Origin of the sequence: Pseudaminobacter soli (ex Li et al. 2025), from assembly GCF_003012705.1 — a bacterium.
Classification (GTDB): Bacteria; Pseudomonadota; Alphaproteobacteria; order Rhizobiales; family Rhizobiaceae; genus Pseudaminobacter; species Pseudaminobacter soli.
In genome coordinates this window covers 66509-84339 of sequence record NZ_PXYL01000004.1, presented here as the reverse complement: position 1 = coordinate 84339, position 17831 = coordinate 66509, and the positions used below count along the sequence as shown (strand labels likewise).

15 protein-coding genes are annotated in these 17831 nt (G+C 64.8%); 8 read left to right on the top strand and 7 right to left on the bottom strand.

All coding sequences use genetic code 11. The annotated features are described in order from the left end of the window. Window positions 1-54 precede the first annotated feature (54 nt). Both cimA and rarD read left to right on the top strand, forming a co-directional pair. Window positions 55-1671: a citramalate synthase gene (gene cimA, locus C7I85_RS09250; RefSeq protein ID WP_106724080.1), complete on the top strand. Its 1617-nt coding sequence runs from the start codon at window positions 55-57 to the stop codon at window positions 1669-1671. An 81-nt stretch (window positions 1672-1752) separates the two neighbouring features. Continuing rightward, a complete protein-coding gene (gene rarD / locus C7I85_RS09245) occupies window positions 1753-2670 on the top strand; it encodes an EamA family transporter RarD (protein WP_106723689.1) in 918 nt (305 codons plus the stop codon). A gap of 26 nt (window positions 2671-2696) precedes the next feature. Here the strand turns inward: rarD and C7I85_RS09240 are convergent, their stop codons facing one another. Further along, window positions 2697-3308, bottom strand: a complete 612-nt coding sequence (locus C7I85_RS09240) for a TIGR00730 family Rossman fold protein (protein WP_106723688.1) — start codon at window positions 3306-3308, stop codon at window positions 2697-2699. A 116-nt stretch (window positions 3309-3424) separates the two neighbouring features. On the opposite strand from C7I85_RS09240, the gene C7I85_RS09235 reads away from it, so the two are divergent. The 5 genes from C7I85_RS09235 (at window position 3425) to pssA (ending at window position 8878) form a co-directional block, all read left to right on the top strand. Then, complete coding sequence (locus C7I85_RS09235) at window positions 3425-4900, top strand: LysM peptidoglycan-binding domain-containing protein (RefSeq protein WP_106723687.1); 1476 nt, start codon at window positions 3425-3427, stop codon at window positions 4898-4900. A gap of 170 nt (window positions 4901-5070) precedes the next feature. Further along, window positions 5071-5367 (top strand): ArsR/SmtB family transcription factor, encoded by a 297-nt coding sequence (locus C7I85_RS09230; RefSeq protein ID WP_106724079.1) that lies wholly within the window; start codon window positions 5071-5073, stop codon window positions 5365-5367. Between the two features lie 4 nt (window positions 5368-5371). Further along, window positions 5372-7258: an ABCB family ABC transporter ATP-binding protein/permease gene (locus C7I85_RS09225; protein WP_106723686.1), complete on the top strand. Its 1887-nt coding sequence runs from the start codon at window positions 5372-5374 to the stop codon at window positions 7256-7258. Window positions 7259-7351: 93 nt separating this feature from the next. Beyond that, the gene (locus C7I85_RS09220; protein WP_106723685.1) at window positions 7352-8050 is read left to right on the top strand and encodes a phosphatidylserine decarboxylase; all 699 of its coding nucleotides are present in this window, start codon (window positions 7352-7354) and stop codon (window positions 8048-8050) included. A gap of 3 nt (window positions 8051-8053) precedes the next feature. Then, window positions 8054-8878: a CDP-diacylglycerol--serine O-phosphatidyltransferase gene (gene pssA / locus C7I85_RS09215; protein WP_106723684.1), complete on the top strand. Its 825-nt coding sequence runs from the start codon at window positions 8054-8056 to the stop codon at window positions 8876-8878. A gap of 8 nt (window positions 8879-8886) precedes the next feature. On the opposite strand, the gene C7I85_RS09210 is transcribed toward pssA, so the two are convergent. The 3 genes from C7I85_RS09210 to C7I85_RS09200 all read right to left on the bottom strand — a co-directional run bounded on the left by C7I85_RS09210 (window position 8887) and on the right by C7I85_RS09200 (window position 13947). Further along, window positions 8887-11118 (bottom strand): AMP-binding protein, encoded by a 2232-nt coding sequence (locus C7I85_RS09210; protein WP_106723683.1) that lies wholly within the window; start codon window positions 11116-11118, stop codon window positions 8887-8889. A 989-nt stretch (window positions 11119-12107) separates the two neighbouring features. Then, window positions 12108-13013: a DMT family transporter gene (locus C7I85_RS09205; protein WP_245444868.1), complete on the bottom strand. Its 906-nt coding sequence runs from the start codon at window positions 13011-13013 to the stop codon at window positions 12108-12110. A 46-nt stretch (window positions 13014-13059) separates the two neighbouring features. Continuing rightward, window positions 13060-13947, bottom strand: a complete 888-nt coding sequence (locus C7I85_RS09200; protein WP_106723681.1) for a DMT family transporter — start codon at window positions 13945-13947, stop codon at window positions 13060-13062. Window positions 13948-14139: 192 nt separating this feature from the next. Here C7I85_RS09200 and C7I85_RS09195 point away from each other — a divergent pair, with 192 nt between their 5' ends. After that, window positions 14140-14655 (top strand): OsmC family protein, encoded by a 516-nt coding sequence (locus C7I85_RS09195; protein WP_106723680.1) that lies wholly within the window; start codon window positions 14140-14142, stop codon window positions 14653-14655. Between the two features lie 187 nt (window positions 14656-14842). Here the strand turns inward: C7I85_RS09195 and C7I85_RS09190 are convergent, their stop codons facing one another. The 3 genes from C7I85_RS09190 to C7I85_RS09180 all read right to left on the bottom strand — a co-directional run bounded on the left by C7I85_RS09190 (window position 14843) and on the right by C7I85_RS09180 (window position 17796). Further along, entirely contained in the window at window positions 14843-15589 is a 747-nt protein-coding gene (locus C7I85_RS09190; RefSeq protein ID WP_106723679.1) for an SDR family NAD(P)-dependent oxidoreductase, read from the bottom strand. Window positions 15590-15665: 76 nt separating this feature from the next. Beyond that, on the bottom strand, window positions 15666-17135 hold the full coding sequence (purF, locus tag C7I85_RS09185; RefSeq protein WP_106723678.1) for an amidophosphoribosyltransferase: 1470 nt from the start codon (window positions 17133-17135) through the stop codon (window positions 15666-15668). Window positions 17136-17193: 58 nt separating this feature from the next. After that, a complete protein-coding gene (locus tag C7I85_RS09180) occupies window positions 17194-17796 on the bottom strand; it encodes a CvpA family protein (RefSeq protein WP_106723677.1) in 603 nt (200 codons plus the stop codon). Window positions 17797-17831: the final 35 nt, after the last annotated feature.

Genomic DNA, 17831 nt, shown 5'->3' with positions numbered 1-17831 from the left:
CCAATTCCTGAATGCCGCCCGGTTCGCGGGCGGAAAGACGAAAGCATGGATTCCATGACCAAAGAACGCATCTACCTCTACGACACGACACTGCGCGACGGCCAGCAGACGCCCGGCATCGACTTTTCGGTCGAGGACAAGATTGCGATTAGCGCCATGCTCGATGCTTTCGGCCTCGACTATGTCGAAGGCGGGTATCCGGGTGCCAACCCCACCGACACCGCCTTCTTCACCGAAAAGCGCACGGCGCGTGCCAGGTTCACTGCCTTCGGCATGACCAAGCGCGCCGGCGTCTCGGCATCCAACGACCCGGGGCTGACAGCACTTTTGCAGGCGAAGTCGGACACGATCTGCTTCGTTGCCAAGAGCTGGGATTATCACGTGCGCGTGGCGCTCGGCTGCACCAACGAGGAAAACCTGGCCTCAATCTCCGCGTCGGTCGACGCCGCCCGCGCGGCCGGTCGCGAGGCGATGGTCGACTGCGAACACTTCTTCGACGGCTTCAAGGCCAATGCCGATTACGCCTTGGCCTGCGCGCGCACCGCGCTCGAAGCCGGTGCCCGCTGGGTGGTGCTGTGCGACACCAATGGCGGCACGCAGCCGGTGGAGGTACGCGAGATCGTCGGCAAGGTCATCGCCGCCGGCATCCCAGGCGCAAATCTTGGCATCCACGCCCATGACGACACGGGGCAGGCGGTGGCCAATTCGCTCGCGGCCGTGGACGCTGGCGTGCGCCAGATCCAGGGCACGCTCAACGGCATCGGCGAACGCTGCGGCAATGCCAACCTTGTCACGCTGATCCCCACGCTCGTGCTCAAGCCGGCCTTCGCCGAACGCTTCGAGACGGGCATCTCGGCCGAGGCGCTGGAGGGTATCTCGCGACTGTCGCGCAATTTCGACGAGCTGCTCAACCGGGCGCCCGACGCGCAGGCGCCCTATGTCGGCGCTTCCGCATTCGCGACCAAGGCCGGCATCCATGCTTCGGCGCTCATCAAGGAGCCGCAGACCTACGAGCACGTGCCGCCCGAAACGGTCGGCAACCGCCGCAAGGTCATGGTGTCGGACCAGGGCGGCAAGGCCAATTTCATCGCGGAGCTCAAGCGGCGCGGCATCGACGTGCCGAAGGACGACAACCGCCTCGACGCGCTGATCGCCGTGGTCAAGGAGCGCGAAGCCGAGGGCTATGCCTATGAGGGTGCCGACGCCAGCTTCGAACTGCTCGCGCGCCGCTTCCTGCACACCGTGCCGGAATTCTTCCGCGTCAACAGCTTCCGCTGCATGGTCGAGCGCCGCTACGACGCCAATGGCGCGCTGAAGACCGTGTCCGAGGCGATCGTGAAGGTCAGCGTCGACGGCGAGGAGAAGATGTCGGTCGCCGAAGGCCACGGCCCGGTCAACGCGCTGGATATCGCGCTGCGCAAGGACCTCGGCAAGTTCCAGAACGAAATAGCCGACCTTGAACTGGCCGATTACAAGGTGCGTATCCTCAATGGCGGCACCGAGGCCATCACCCGCGTGCTGATCGAGTCGCTCGATGCGACCGGCGCGCGCTGGTCGACGGTCGGCGTTTCCGACAACATCATAGACGCCTCGTTCCAGGCGCTGATGGATTCGATCATCTACAAGCTGATGAAGAACCGCGAGATGGCAGGGCTGGTCGCAGCAGAATAACCACTCTGGCATAAACGAAAATCAACGATACATCAGAACTTTGCGGTGGTTTCCGGCGGCGAACCGGAGCATAGGTGCCCCATGACATCTGACACCCATGCCTCCGACGCTGCGGCATCTCGCGGCTTTCTGTTTGCGCTTTCGGCCTATCTGCTCTGGGGCGCGCTACCGCTTTTCATGAAGGCGGTCGCGCATATCCCGGCGATTGAGGTGGTGGCCCATCGTATCGTGTGGTCGGTCCCGGTCGCGGGGCTGACCTTGGTGGCGCTCGGTCGCACGGCGGATGTGAAAGTTGCGCTTCGTTCGCCACGCACGGTCTTGATGGCTGCGGTCACCGCCGCCTTCATCACCTGCAACTGGAGCATCTACGTCTGGGCGATCGCTGCCGACCGGACCGTGGAGACGGCGCTCGGTTACTACATCAATCCGCTGGTGAGCGTGTTGATGGGGGCCGCGCTGCTCGGCGAACAGCTCAATCGGTTTCAGCTTGCGGCCATAGCCTTGGCCGCGGTTGCCGTACTCGTCCTGGCACTGGATGCCGGCGGCATTCCCTGGGTGTCGTTGGCGCTGGCCATCACCTTTGCGATCTACGGCTTCCTGCGCAAGACGTTGCCGATCGGGCCGAGCCAGGGCTTCTTCCTCGAGGTGATGATCCTTGCCCTGCCGGCGTTGGGCTACATCATCTGGCTGCAAGTGCACGGCGAAGGGCATTTTGTCCTCTCCAATCCAGGCGACATCGGCCTTCTTCTGGCCTGCGGTCCGGTCACGGCCGTGCCGTTGCTGCTCTACGCCTTCGGTGCCAAGCTGCTCAGGCTCTCCACTATTGGCCTGATGCAATACATCGCGCCGACCATCATCTTCCTGATTGCCGTGTTCGGATTCGGTGAGCCGTTCAGCGGCGTGCGCGTCGTCGCTTTCGTCCTCATCTGGACGGCACTGGCGATCTACACGTGGTCGATGTTCTTCCGGCGGGCCGAAGTTCAGCCGGGCCGGGCGTAGGCGCTGGTTTCAGGGAATATCGACAGTCAGAGCTTGTCGATCAGCGTCTGCACACCGGTCGTCGGCGCGTCGACAGCCGCGCCTTCGGCCAGGATCGCGGCAACCACCGCCTCGATGCGGTCGACGACCAGCGGCTGCACCAGATGCCCGGTGTGGACAAAACCTTCGGCGCGCATGTGATCCAGAAGCGCCAGCATCGGATTCCAGAAGCCGTCGACATTTGCAAAGACGATCGGCTTGCGATGATGCCCGAGCTGCGCCCAGGTCATGATCTCGACGATCTCCTCGACCGTGCCGATACCGCCCGGAAGCGCAACGAACGCGTCCGACTTCTCGAACATCAGATGCTTGCGCTGATGCATGTTGTCGGTCACGACCAGCTCGTCCAACCTGCCGAGTGCGACTTCGGTGGCCTCCTTGCTGATGAGGAAGCGCGGAATGATGCCGGAGACCTTGCCGCCGGCGCGCAGCACGCCTTCCGAAACCGCTCCCATGACGCCCTTGGTGCCGCCGCCATAGACGAGGCGTAGCCCTGCCTCCGCCAGCGATTTGCCCAGGATATGGCCGGCTTTCATATACGTGTCGCCACGGCCCGGAGAGGAACCGCAATAAACGCAGACTGATCGAATCGGATTCATAACGATGATTGGTGAATATCAATATCATAGCGGTCAAGACCCATTGCAGGGCTTTTTCTTGTAGCTATCGTAAAAACCGGCTAGAGGGGCTAGACGGCTAAGGGGCAGGGGAAATCATGGCACGTGGAATGAACCGGGCGTTGTTGTTCTTGGCAGGCGGCGTGGCCGCAGCGGCCATCACCGCCTATGTGATGGGAGCGCTTGATCCCTACATTGGGAAAAAGACCGAAGCCGCGGTCTCCTCGCCCGAAGCAACGGCGCCGCAACCCGAGGCGAAGGAAGCCAGACTGCCGGCCCAGCCGCAGGCTGAAACCGCCAAGGCGCCCGAAGCGACGGCTCCTGCTACCACCGAGCAACAGGCCGCAACCGAACCGACGCAAGCGCCTGCCGCTCAGACGGCGACGGCCGCCGGCGCCGAGGTGCAGGCCCCGTCATTCGACATCGTGCGTGCGGAAGGCGACGGCTCTCTCGTCATCGCAGGCAAGGCAGCGGCCAATGCCAAGGTGGAGATCATTCTGGGCGCCAAGGTCATCGGCAACGCGGTTGCCGGCCCCGAGGGAGACTTTGCCGTCGCCCTCGACGAGCCGCTGAAGCCGGGCGATCACCAGATCGTGCTGCGTTCGACCAGCCCCGACAACGTCGTGGCGACTTCGCCGGAGACTGCCGTCGTCTCGATCCCTGAGGACAAGAACGGGCAGGTTCTGGCGCTGGTCGAGCAGCCGGGCGCGCCCAGCAAGCTGATTTCCGTGCCGGAGCCGGAGGCAAAGTCGCAGGCCGAGCAGGCGCCCAACGCCTCCGAAGAGGCTGCCAAGCCGGCAGAAACCGCAGCCGCGACCGAACCGGCCGCCCAAAAACCTGGGCAGCAGGCTTCTGCCGAAACCGGGCAGCCGGCGGACCAGGCTGCGCCTGCTGCGGCGGCCACCGGCGCCGCCGTCAAAGTCGAGGCCGTCGAGATCGAAGGGCGCAAGGTGTTCGTCGCCGGCAGCGCCGATCCGGGCCGCAAGGTGCGCGTCTATGCCAACGACATTCTGCTGGGCGAAGTCGCTACTTCGCCCGGTGGCCGCTTCCTGATCGAAACCGAGCGCGACCTGCCGGTGGGCGACTACATCATCCGTGCCGACGCTCTCGAGCAGGACGGCGTGAAGGTCGCCGCTCGCGCTGCCGTTCCGTTCGAACGCGAAGCAGGCGAGGCGCAGGCAGCCGTGGCACCGGCAGCTGCCGAGCAGCCGGCTGCTGCTACGGAACCCGCCAAGGCAGCCCCGGCCACCGAAACCGCGGCAAGCGCCGAGCCGGCAAAGCCGGCCGGCTCGACCGAAGTCGCAGCAGCCGCGCCAGAAAAAATGTCGCCCAAGCTGCAGAATGTCGATGGCGCGGTCATCATCCGTCGCGGCGACTCGCTGTGGCGCATTTCGCGTCGCGTCTACGGTCTCGGCGTCCGCTATTCGACCATCTATCTCGCCAACCAGGACCAGATCCGCAATCCGGATCGCATCTGGCCTGGGCAGGTCTTCAAGGTTCCCGAAAAGACCCACGAAGGCGAGGCCGCCAACATGAAGGCCGTGGGAGAGCAGGCGACTACGCTCCCGCAGTAGGCCATTCCTCGAACTTGCCGAAATTGGCGCGCATGATCCTCTCATGCGCGCCAATTGCGCATTTGCATTCCATGAAGCTTGCTTATTCAGGTTTCATCGTATATCGACGATAAACGATGAATGCGCTCCATGATCCAATCGCCTCTTGCGCAGGTTCTGCCACAAAAAACATGGCGGCGCGGTTTGCGGCGCTTTCGCATCCGGCGCGCATCGAAATCCTGCGATATCTTTCGGGCAGCAATGCGTGCTGCTGCAAGGACGTGGTCGCGCGGCTAGACCTCGCGCAATCGACTGTATCCCAGCATCTTAAAATCCTGGTCGACGCCGGGCTGGTGCGCTTTTCGCCTGAAAAGCAGCGCTCGCGTTACGAGGTCGACCACGCCGCCCTTACGGCCTTTTCCCGCACGGTCGCCGGGCTGGTCGAACACTGCTGCGCAGGCGGCGAAGAACAAAATCCAAAGGCATGAAATTTTGGCCAACAAGACAGTTTCCGCCGATTCCGGCTTCACGCTGAATACCCTGCTCAACCTCTGGCCTTACATGTGGCCGGCCGATCGCGCCGACCTGAAGGCGCGGGTGGTGTGGGCGACGGTCTATCTCGTTGCGGCAAAGTTCATTCTCATTGCCGTGCCCTATTTCTTCAAATGGGCGACCAACGCGCTTGCCGGCGGCGACCATGGGCTGACCCCGCCGCTGCCGGATTTCCTGCTTGCGCCGGTCATGCTGGTGCTTGCCTACAATGTGGTGAAGATCGTCCAGCTCGGCTTCAACCAGCTGCGCGACGCGCTGTTTGCGCGTGTCGGGCAGTATGCGGTGCGCCAGCTCGCCTACAAGACCTTCGTGCATATGCACAGCCTGTCGCTGCGCTTCCATCTGGAGCGACGCACCGGCGGCCTGTCGCGCATCATCGAGCGCGGCACCAAGGGCATCGAGACGATCGTCCGCTTCACGATCCTGAACACGGTTCCGACCGTGCTGGAGTTTGCGCTGACGGCGATCATCTTCGCCGTCGCCTATGGCTGGCTCTACGTCCTGGTCGTGGCCGTGACGGTTGCCCTCTACACATGGTTCACGGTGTGGGCCAGCGACTGGCGCATCGGCATCCGCCGCGACATGAACAACTCCGACACCGACGCCAACACCAAGGCGATCGACTCGCTGCTGAACTTCGAAACCGTCAAATATTTCAACAATGAGCGCATGGAGGCCGAGCGCTTCGACCGCTCCATGGCGCGCTACGAAACCGCTGCGACCCGGATATGGACTTCGCTCGGCTGGCTGAACTTTGGCCAGGGCGTCATCTTCGGTGCCGGCATGGCCATAGCCATGTGGATGTCGGCGCGTGAGGTGATGGCCGGCACGCAGACCATCGGCGACTTCGTCTTCATCAACGCGATGCTGATGCAGCTTTCGGTGCCGCTCAACTTCATCGGCTTCATCTATCGCGAAATCCGCCAGGGCCTCACCGACATCGAACAGATGTTCGACCTGCTCGACGTGGAGCAGGAGGTCGTCGACAAGCCCGATGCCGGCAGGCTGCTGGTCGCGGACGGCAAGGTCGAGTTCCGCGACGTGCATTTCGCCTACGATCCGGCCCGGCCGATCCTCAAGGGCGTCAGCTTCGAGGTCCCGGCCGGGCGTACCGTGGCCATCGTCGGTCCCTCGGGTGCGGGCAAGTCGACCATCTCGCGGCTGCTGTTCCGCTTCTATGACGTGCAGAGCGGCTCGATCCTGATCGACGGGCAGGACGTTCGCGATGTGACGCAAGAGAGCCTGCGGGCCGAGATCGGCATGGTTCCCCAAGACACCGTGCTGTTCAACGACACCATCGCCTACAATATTCGCTACGGCCGCCCCGACGCGACCGATGAGGAGGTCAGGCGCGCAGCCGAACTGGCGCAGATCGGCGGTTTCATCGAGCATCTGCCCGGCGGCTACAAGGCCATGGTGGGCGAGCGCGGGCTGAAGCTGTCGGGCGGCGAAAAGCAGCGCGTGGCAATCGCCCGCACAATCCTCAAGGCGCCGCCGATCCTGATGCTGGACGAGGCGACCTCGGCTCTGGACACCCATACCGAGCAGGAAATCCAGGCTGCGCTCGATCTCGTCAGCCGCGGACGCACCACCATCGTCATCGCCCACCGGCTCTCGACCGTGATTTCGGCCGACGAGATCATTGTGCTGAAGGAAGGTCAGATCGCCGAGCGTGGAACGCACGCCTCGCTTCTGCGTCGCGATGGGCTCTATGCCTCCATGTGGGCGCGCCAGCGCGAGGCCACCGAGGCCGAGGAGCGGCTGCGGATTGCCCGCGAAGCCGACGAAATGGGCGTGGTCGTTCGCCGGCGAACGGAAGAGGTCTGAGGCAAGGCATTGGCTTTTCGTCAATGTCGCGTTGCGGCGGGCCGCAGTTTCCGGTAAGCAAACCGGCATTTCCAGTGGAGATGCACCAGCCCGATGAGCCTCGTCGACACCGTCAAGAACGTCTTCGTGCCCGTGCATCGCGAGGGTTATCCCTTCGTCGGTGCCTTTGCGGCTGCGACCATCATCCTGGGCTTCTTCTCGATCAACCTGTTCTGGGTCGGTCTGATTCTCACGGCCTGGTGCGCCTACTTCTTCCGCGACCCGCAGCGCGTGACCCCCGTCGACGACCGGCTCGTCATCAGCCCGGCCGATGGCGTCGTCTCCGCCGTGGGGCCTGCGGTGCCGCCGCGCGAACTGGGGCTCGGCTCCGAGGAAATGACGCGCATCTCCGTGTTCATGAACGTCTTTTCCTGCCACGTGAACCGCTCGCCGGTGCGCGGGCGCATCACGCGGATCGAGCACCGGCCCGGAAAGTTCCTCAATGCCGAGCTCGACAAGGCCAGCAGCGAGAACGAACGCAACGGCTTGGTCATCGAGAGCCCGAACGGCACCATCGCCGTCGTGCAGATCGCCGGCCTTGTGGCCCGCCGCATCGTTTGCTGGGCCGAGACCGAGGGCAATATTTCGGTCGGTGAGCGCTTCGGCCTGATCCGCTTCGGCTCGCGCGTCGACGTTTTCCTGCCGCCCGAGGCCACGCCGCGCGTCGCGGTCGGGCAGACGGCCGTTGCGGGCGAGACCGTGCTCGCCGAATTCGGCGGCTCGGCCGCCACCCCTCTGGTCCGGATCTCGTAACCCGTGCCGGCGCCCTTTCAGCACTTCGAACCGCATGGGCATGGTGGCCCGCGCATCCGCGAAATTCCGCTGCGCATGATCATGCCCAACCTGATCACGGTTCTGGCGATCTGTGCGGGGCTGTCGGGCATCCGGCTGGCCTTCGAGATGCGCTTCGAAACCGCCGTGGTCATGGTGCTGATCGCCGCTTTCCTCGACGGCATCGATGGGCGCATCGCGCGCGCCCTCAAGGCGACCTCGAAATTCGGCGCGCAGATGGACTCGCTGGCCGACATCGTCAATTTCGGCGTTGCGCCCGCGCTCGTGCTCTACGCCTTCCTCCTCGACCGCGCCGGGTCTCCGGGCTGGATCGCGGCCTTGCTGTTCGCGATTGCCTGCGGCCTCAGGCTGGCGCGTTTCAACGTGCTCGACGAGGAGCAGAACCGCTCTTCCTGGCAGTCCGAATATTTCGTCGGCGTGCCGGCCCCGGCCGGTGCGGTTGTGGTGATGCTGCCGATCTATCTGGTGTTCATCGGCGCCGTGGTGCCGGACCGCACTTTCGGCTTCATCAGCTCCGGCTTCACCGTGCTCGTCGCCCTTCTGCTGGTCAGCCGCCTGCCGGTCTATTCCGGCAAGAAGGTGCGCATCCCCGGCGACAAGGTGCTGCCGCTGATCCTTGGCGTGGCGCTGTTCGTGCTGCTGCTGGTCACCTATCCGTGGCAGACGCTGTCCGTGTCGGCGATCGCCTATCTGGTCTTCCTGCCGCTCAGCGCGCGGGCCTACTCGCGCCGCGCGCGTCTGGAGGCCGAAAAGGAAGCCGCGGCCGCGGAGCCGCCGGCAAAAGGCTGAGGCATCTTTCAAGCAGCGGCCTCGCCGCTGCCGAGTTGCTCGATCGCCAGCCGGCGAACGGCTCCGTAATCGATCTTCCCGGTACCGAGCCGCGGCAATTCCGCGGTCTTGATGATGTCGTGCGGGAGGATCAGCTCGCTCGCTTCGGAAGCCTTGGCAAACTGGCGCAGCTGTGACGCATCGGCCTCGCCGGCGGTGGTGACCAGAACGACCCGCTCGCCGCGGCGCTTGTCGGGCACGGCGACTGCCGCATGCTGCTCTTCCGGCCACAGCGCATGCGCCAGGGCCTCCACCGCGCCCAGCGACACCATCTCGCCCGCGATCTTGGCGAAGCGCCGCGCCCGCCCGGCAATGGTGATGAACCCCTCGCGGTCGACCGTCACGATGTCGCCCGTGTCGTGCCAGCCTTCGCCGAGCGGCTGCAGCACGCCGGGGCTTTCGGGGTTGATGTAGCCGAGCATCAGGTTCGGCCCCTGAAGCTGCAACTGGCCGCCCTGGGCGATGCCTTCCACCGGCTCGAGCCGCATCTTCATGCCCGGCAGCAGCCGTCCGACAGTGCCGTCTCGGCTGTGCGTTGCGGTGTTGACCGACACCACCGGCGCCGCCTCGGTGAGCCCATAGCCTTCGATGATCTCGGCGCCGAAGCGGTCGCGCCAGACCTGCCTTGTGTCGGCCTTTACCGGCTCGGCTCCCGCCACGACGAAGCGCAGGCTGGAAAAGTCGTCGTTCTTGGCCGTGCGGGCGTAGCCCACGAGGAAGCTGTCGGTGCCGAACATGATGGTCGGCCGCAGCTTGGCCGCCACCTCCGGTATCTGCTTGTAGTGCAGCGGGGAGGGGTAGAGGTAAAGGCGCACGCCGGCGACGAGCGGGAGCACGATGCCGCCGGTCAGGCCGAAAGAATGGAAGGCCGGCAGCACGTTGAGCAGCAGGTCGTCCTTGCCGATCGAGATGCGCGCCTCGGCCTGCATGGCATTGGCGACCACGTTCCGGCCCGACAGCACCACCGCTTTCGGGCTGCCTTCGGTGCCGGAGGTGAACAGGATGATCGCTGGCTTGGACGCATCCTGCGCATGCACCGGCCAGCGCCAGAACAGTGCGGCGGCGATTCGGTCCATGATCGAAGCCTGCTTGAGAATGTCCTCGAGCCAGAGGATCCTGGCGCTGCCTTTCTCGGCTGCAGCGACGATGTCGTCGAGATTGGCCTTCTCGATGAATTTGCGAGACGAGACGATGATGCGGATCGGGGCGGTGCGGACGGCGGCCGTCACGGCGGCCGGGCCAGCGGTGTAGTTGATCATCGCCGCCACTCGGCTGCCAGAGGCAAGGCCCATCAGCGTCGCCACCAGCCCGTTGCTGTTGGGCAGCAGGACGCCGACCGCCTCGCCGGGCGCCGTCACCGAGGCGAGATGCAGGCCGAGCAGGCGCGCGCCGATGAAGAGCTTGCGATAGCTCAGCTTGCCGCTGATCGGGTCCTCCAGGATCGGATAGCTTGCGCCCGTACGCAAAGCCGCGTCGCGGACCGCGAGGAATAGCGACCGGCGTGGATCGCTTGCGCAGAACCGGGCCTCCGCGATCCGGTCGAACAGGGCATTCGACGCCCGCGCCGGCTGGGTGACATTGCGCGCCATCAGCTCTGAGATCGTGGCGGGTTCCATGGCGGCGATGGTCAGCCGCGGGAACCATTTGCGCGGAGCCTTTTCGCGCGGCGTCAGCGAGAAGGGCAGGTTGCGCGAACCGCCGATGAAGATCGGCACCACCTTCGCATCGGCACGATGTGCGATATGCGCCACGGCGCGGAACAGCCGGAAAGCCTTGACGTCTGGCTCGACCTCGTCGGGCAGGTAGACGGCGAGCCGGCCCTTGCCCTTGAGCACGCGCACCAGGCGGCGGCTGACGAAGACGTGCTCGGCGTTGAACACGATGGTGCGGGCGAGCTCCCGCCACGGCTCCAGCCAGTGCGAGCGGGCGGAGGCCTCGTCGAGAATGTGCAGCGTGTCTTCCGGCAGCAGCGACAGCATCAGCGCCGGATCGAGGCGCGACTGGTGCGGCACAACATAGACCACCGGCGCCTCCGCCTTGCGGGCGTCGCGCATGCGACTGTCATCGATGCGATAGGCAAGCTTCAGCGGCAGGTAGAGCAGCGCCTGATGGAGGGTGATTCCAAGGCGCACCTTCTGCCACAACGCGCCGGCCACATAGGCGGCGAGTATGCAAAGGGCTATGGTTCCGGTCAGGGTCATACCGCACTCCCGGCACGTGTCCTCGCACGGTTCTTCGCGACCGCTTCGACGGCGAAGGGTAGCCGAAGCTGCGTGAACGTCAACGCATTCGTAGTTGAGGGCCTTTTGGCGTGGGTTTTCGAGCGCGTCGGCGCACTTCATCCCGCCCTCGTGGTTCGAGGCTCCGTTGCGCTTCGCTGCACTTCGCACCTCACCATGAGGGCTACCGTTGTCACTCGCCTCCCTCATGCCGAGGGGAGGGCTGCTGTCGGCGCCCGCCTCCCTCTACAGAGTTGAGGGCTGTCGCTGCGCCAACCTCCCTCATTCTGAGGTGCTCGCCCGCAGGGTGAGCCTCGCCCTTCGACAGGCTCAGGGACGCACCCATTCATCGCCACGCCCGCTTTCGCGTCTGGCCATTGTCATCCTTCGACAAGCTCAGGATGAGGGAGCTTGGGAAGACGGGCGGTCGTCGGACGCGCTCGTTTAGGTAAATCTTGCGGCCCTTCGACCGCCCGTTCGATGCGCTTGCCTGGGTTTGTTCGCCTCCGCATTCGCGCGGCCAGCCACACCCTGGGCCCGGACTTGGGGATTCATCATCCAGCAGTGCGACCGTAGCACCACCAGCCCGGACATCGTCGCCCTCCACGTTCATCCGGTTCATGACCCGTGTTCCCGGTGAGGCCGATGGGAGGATTATGCGGGAGGCGCAAAAGGCGAGGATGAACGGTGCCAGAGATTCTTGAAACAGGATCTCTTTTCAATGAGTTGGCAGCGCTGATAGGCGAATTCTATCCCCCGTTTCGCCCCCTTGCCGCCCGGTCGAGCCAGGCGGCCGGCGCCAGCAAGGCCAGCCACTTCCGGTGCGCCCAAAGAAAAAGCCGGCTTGTGGCCGGCTGGAGGTAAAAGGGGGGACGGGCTAAGGGTTGGGCATGGGGGGACGAGCCCGTCCAAGGCTTTAAACGCCCGACCGGGAAGAAGGTTCCACACAAAATCGAATTTTTTTCGGGGGCTCAGGCCGAGCGCAAAGCGCGGGCCTGCAGCCAGTCGCGCCCGGCATGGGCGAGTACCGCCGAAAGAACCACCGCGCCGCCGATCAGGCTGGTCGCCGGCGGGAATTCCGCCAAGAAGATCCAGCCGAACAGCACAGCAAACGGCACTTCCGCCGAGCCGAGCAGGCCAGCCTCGGCAGCGGGGATGCGGCGCGCGCCTTCGGTCCACAGGATCGACGCCGCCGCAAAGGAGATGCCGAACACCACGAGAAGCACGGCATCGTGGCCGGATACGGCCAGCGGATCGGCGACGAACCAGGCGAGCGCGAACACGAGGAAGGCCGAGACGGCTCCTACCCACACGGCCGGCGTGTCGCGGAAGGTGCGGATGAGCACCATGTAGAGCGCGCTGGTGGCCGTCATGATGAGCGCAAGGCCGTCGCCGAAGGGGCGGCCGGTCCCGACGCCGGAAAACACCATGACGCCGACGCCGCCGAGCGACAGCACGGCTGCCAGCATGGTCTGGCTGCGAACGCGCTCACGGATGAACAGCCAGGCGAACAGCGCGGCCATGAAGGGTGCGGTGGCATAGATGATCGCGACATTGGCGACATAGGTGTTCTTGAAGGCAGAGATGAAGGCAAGGCTTGCCGCCGCGCCGACGACCGCCATCAGCCAGCCGCGCCAGCCCAGCCGCATGCTTTGCGAGCCGCGACGCCCCCGCTGCCAGAACACATAGGCGGTGATCAGCAGTGCGCCGACCAACCCGCGCCAGCAGGCGATGACCAGCGGCTCGGCATGGATCGACTTGGTGAGAACGCCAGCCAGCCCGAACACCGCCGCCGAGGCGGTGACGAGCACGATGCCGAGCAGGCGCTCGGCCGAATGGTCGATCTGTGCCGCCATCGTTCCTTCCGGTGGTTGCATGCGACGATCCTAGTGTAGCGATCCTGACAGGGTGCTGTCGGGATGGTCAGTCCTGCTTGCGGAAGCGCTCTCCGAGAATGATGACCACGCCCGCGAGGAAAATGAGCGTTGCGCCCATGAACACCTCGTGGCGCGGAACGTCGCCCCAGATCGCATAGCCGAAGATGAAGGCCCAGATCAGCGAAGTATATTCGAACGGCGCGATGACCGAGACGGGCGCGCGCTTCATGCCTTCGAACAGCGCAAACTGGCCTAGGCCGCCGACGGCGCCGAGGCCGATCAGCAGGAGCCATTCGTAGAGCATCGGCGTCTGCCACACGAAGATCAGCGGCACGCCGGCAATGACGAGGAAGAAGGCGTTGTTGAGTACGATCTGCACCATCGTGCTCTCGTGCAGCGCGATCTTGCGCATCAGAACGATGGCGAGTGCCCAGAGGCAGGCGGCAGCCAGCACCATGGCCACCGGCGCAGTGATGCCGAGCGTTGCCGGATCGCAGGCGACATAGACGCCGACGAAGCCGATGAGCACCGCCACCCAGCGCACCAGCGGCACCTTTTCGCCCAGGACGAAGATCGACAGCAGCGTGACGATGACCGGTGCCCCGAAATAGATCGTGGTCAGTTCGGCCAGCTGCAGATATTTCGCGGCGTTGTAGTAGCAGAGCCAGGCGCCGAGGATGAGGAAGCTGCGTAGCAGCATCGGCACGACGGCCGGCGAGCGGAACGATTCGACCACCAGCTTGCGGCCGCCGACGGCGAGCGCGCCTGCAAGAATGGTGGCGCTGCGGAAGAACAGGATCTGCCAGACGCTGAGGCCGGTGACCAAGAGCTTGATCGAGGCGTCCTGTGCCGAAAACAGGAAATAGGCGATGCCGGTGAAGAAGATGCCCGCGTAGATGCGTTCGCGCGTGTCGACAATAACGGCATTGGCCATGTGGCAGTCCTGAGGAATCGGCGTCTGCCCCACGCAGCGACGCTAGGTGAGCTATACGACCGCCGCGCGCAGCCGGGCTAAGCCAGACGGCTGGGAGCATTAGGACCAATGATCGTTGGATCGGGGAGCCCCTGCGGGACGCGAGCCGTCCGGCATGATAGGTTGGCGCAATTACGTAATCGGGAGATTGGCATGGACGCCGCGGAACTGAAGAGCTTGCAGACGCCCCTCAAGGACAGCTACCGGGAGGACGCTTCGCGGGCGCTGGTGACCTTGCGGGCCAAGGGCTCGATCGACGATCAGTCGATCGCATGCAAGGTGGAGACGGGCAGGGCGCTGGCGGTTGCCGGCCTGCACCCGGCGACGGGCGGCAGCGGGCTGGAGCTGTGCTCCGGCGACATGCTTTTGGAAGCGCTGGTGGCATGCGCCGGCGTGACGCTGAAGGCGGTGGCGACGGCGCTGGAGTTTCGGCTTGCGGACGCCCGGCTCGAGGCCGAAGGCGACCTCGATTTTCGCGGCACGCTGGGCGTGGCCAAGGATGCGCCGGTCGGCTTTCGCGCGATCCGGCTGAAGTTCGACCTCGATACCGACGAGCCGCAGGAGCGCATCGACACGCTGCTCAAGCTGACCGAGCGCTACTGCGTGGTGTTCCAGACGCTCAACACAAAGCCGGAACTATCGGTGACGGAGAGTCACGCCAAGGTTTGAACCTCGCCTTGTCAGTGCGTCCTTCGAGGCTCGCCCTACGGGCGAGCACCTCAGGATGAGGACCGTTGGCGCAGATCCTTGCCTAACCTCGGACACACCATTGAATGAGAAGCGTTGGCGCTGACCTCCCTCATCCTGAGGAGCGAGCGAAGCGAGCCTCGAAGGACGCACCAAACGGACGCTAGGCTTATTCCGGGCCGCGGTAGGAGACAAAACGTTCCTGCCATGCCTGGTAGAGCATTCCGGTCTCGCGCAGCGTCGGGCTGGCAAGCGGCAGGATTTTGGTGGCGATCTCGGCCGGCGTGGGCAGGTTGTCGGGGTTTTCGCCGGGCACGGCCAGAGCGCGCATGGCGGTGCGGGTCGGGCCGGGATCGACGCTGTTGACGCGCAGCGGCATGTTGCGGGTCTCGTCGGCCCAGGAGCGGCCCATCGCTTCGACGGCGGCCTTGGAGGCGGCGTAGGGACCCCAGAAGGCACGGGCCGAATGCGCCGCGCCCGAGGACAGCAGGATCGCACGGCCGGCATCCGACTTGCGCAGCAGCGGGTCGAGCGAGCGGATTAGCCGCCAGGTGCTGGTGACGTTGATCGCCATGACCTTGTCGAACGTCTTGGCCTCGATATGGCCGATCGGCGAGATGACGCCGAGCACGCCGGCATTGGCGACGAGAATGTCGAGCTTGCCCCAGCGCTCGTTGATGGCGCCGCCGAGGCGGTCGATGCCTTCCATGTCGGTGAGGTCGAGCGGCACAAGCGTCGCCTGGCCGCCAGCGGCCTTGATCTCGTCGTCGAGGTCCTCGAGCCCGCCCACCGTGCGTGCCACCGCAATCACATGCGCGCCGGCCGCCGCAATCTGCTTGGCGATCTGGTAGCCGATACCGCGCGAGGCGCCGGTGACGAGAGCGATGCGGTTGGAAAGGTCGGGAGTTGCAGTCATGCCAGTCCTCTAGCGGGCGCCCTGCGCGGAAAACGACGCAGGGTGGGATTCAAAACCAAGAAATCGGGACGAGCCCTTATTGCCCGCCGGTCGCCAGCAGCGACAGGGTGCGCACATTGTCGGCGCCTTCGTGGTCGAGCAGGCGCGTCGGATATTCGGCCGTGAAGCAGGCGTCGCAGAACTGCGGCTGTTCCATGTTCCGGTTGGCCTCGCCGACGGCGCGGTAAAGACCCTCGATGGACAGGAAGCCCAGCGAATCGACGCGGATGAATTCCGCCATCTCCTCGATCGACATACGCGAGGCGAGCAGCTTGGACTTTTCCGGCGTGTCGACACCGTAGAAGCACGATGCGCGCGTCGGCGGCGAGGCGATGCGCATATGCACCTCCTTGGCGCCCGCGTCGCGCACCATCTGCACGATCTTCTGGCTGGTGGTGCCGCGCACGATGGAATCGTCGACCAGCACCACGCGCTTGCCCTCGATCATGCGGCGGTTGGCGTTGTGCTTCAGCTTGACGCCCATGTGGCGGATGGAATCGCCGGGCGAGATGAAGGTGCGGCCGACATAGTGGTTGCGGATGATGCCGAGCTCGAAGGGCAGGCCGGCCTGCTGGGCAAAGCCGATGGCCGCCGGCGTGCCGGAATCCGGCACCGGCACGACGATGTCGGCCTCGACCGGATTCTCGATCGCCAGCTCCATGCCGATGCGCTTGCGCACCTCATAGACGTTGCGGCCCTCGACGGTGGAGTCGGGGCGGGCGAAATAGACATATTCGAAGATGCAGAAGCGCGGCTTCACCGGCTCGAACGGGAACAGGCTCTCGATGCCCTTGGCGGTGACGATGACCATCTCGCCGGGCTTGAGGTCGCGCACGAAGCGGGCGCCGATGATGTCGAGCGCGCAGGTTTCGGAGGCGAGGATATAGGCCCCGTCAAGGTCGCCCAGCACCAGCGGGCGGATGCCGAGGGGGTCGCGGCAGCCGATCATCTTCTTGGAGGTCAGCGCCACGAGCGAGAACGCGCCTTCCAGCTGACGCACCGCCTCGATGAAGCGGGCGTTGAAATCCTTCTCGCGACTGGTCGCCACCAGATGCAGGATGGTTTCGGTGTCGGAGGTGGATGAAAAGATCGCGCCCTGCTTCTGCAAGGCGCGCTGGACCGTCATCGCGTTGGTGATGTTGCCGTTGTGGGCGATAGCGAAGCCGCCATCGGCAAGTTCGGCAAAAAGCGGCTGCACGTTGCGCAGGCCGGCGCCGCCCGTGGTGGCGTAGCGGGTGTGGCCGATGGCGCGGTTGCCCTTCAGGCTGTCGATTACCCGCGGCTTGGTGAAATTGTCGCCGATCAGGCCGACATGGCGCTCGACGTGGAATTGCGAGCCGTCATAGGAAACGATGCCGGCCGCTTCCTGTCCCCGGTGCTGCAAGGCGTGCAGGCCGAGGGTGACGATGGCCGCCGCATCCTGTCGGCCAAAAATGCCGAACACGCCGCACTCGTCGTGGAAATGGTCATCGGCCTCGCCGAGCAAGGTGTCGTCCGCTTTAGACATCGGGCCAGTCTCTCGTCAGAAAGCCCTCATATAGGGCGACGGCGCCAGAGGCGCCACATCAATTGTCCGCCGGGGCGGTGGCGTTATCGTCCTGCGGCGCTTCGGCCGAACCATCGGCGGGCGCGGTGCCCGGCTCGGTTTCCGGCGTCTCGCCGTGCTTCAGACGCTTCAGGATCGACTTCTCCGGGTCTTCCGGCATCATGTTCTCGATCTTGGTGCCGATGCCTTCCAGCAGGGGCTTGGACTTGGCGTTGGCAATCCAGGCCGGCGGGTTGGTGCCGACAAGCCAGTTGAAGAACATCAGGCCGACCGCGACTACCAGTATGCCGCGCGCGGCGCCGTAAAGGAAGCCCAGCGTGCGGTCGAGCGCGCCGACGCGGGAATCGATGATGAAATCGGCGATCTTCATGGTGACCACCGTCACCACGATCAGCGCGACGATGAAGACGATGCCGGCTGACGCGCCCATCGCGATCTTGTCGTTGTCGATGTGCGGCTGCACATAGGGCAGCACCATCGGATAGAAGAAATAGGCCGCCGCCGCCGCTGCAATCCAGGACACGACGGAAAGGACCTCGCGCGAAAAACCGCGCACCATGGCCAGCATGGCGGACACAAGAGTGAAGCCGACGAGAATTCCGTCAAGCAGGGTAATCGGCATGTCGTTCTCACTCCATCATGACAGCTCGTGCCGTA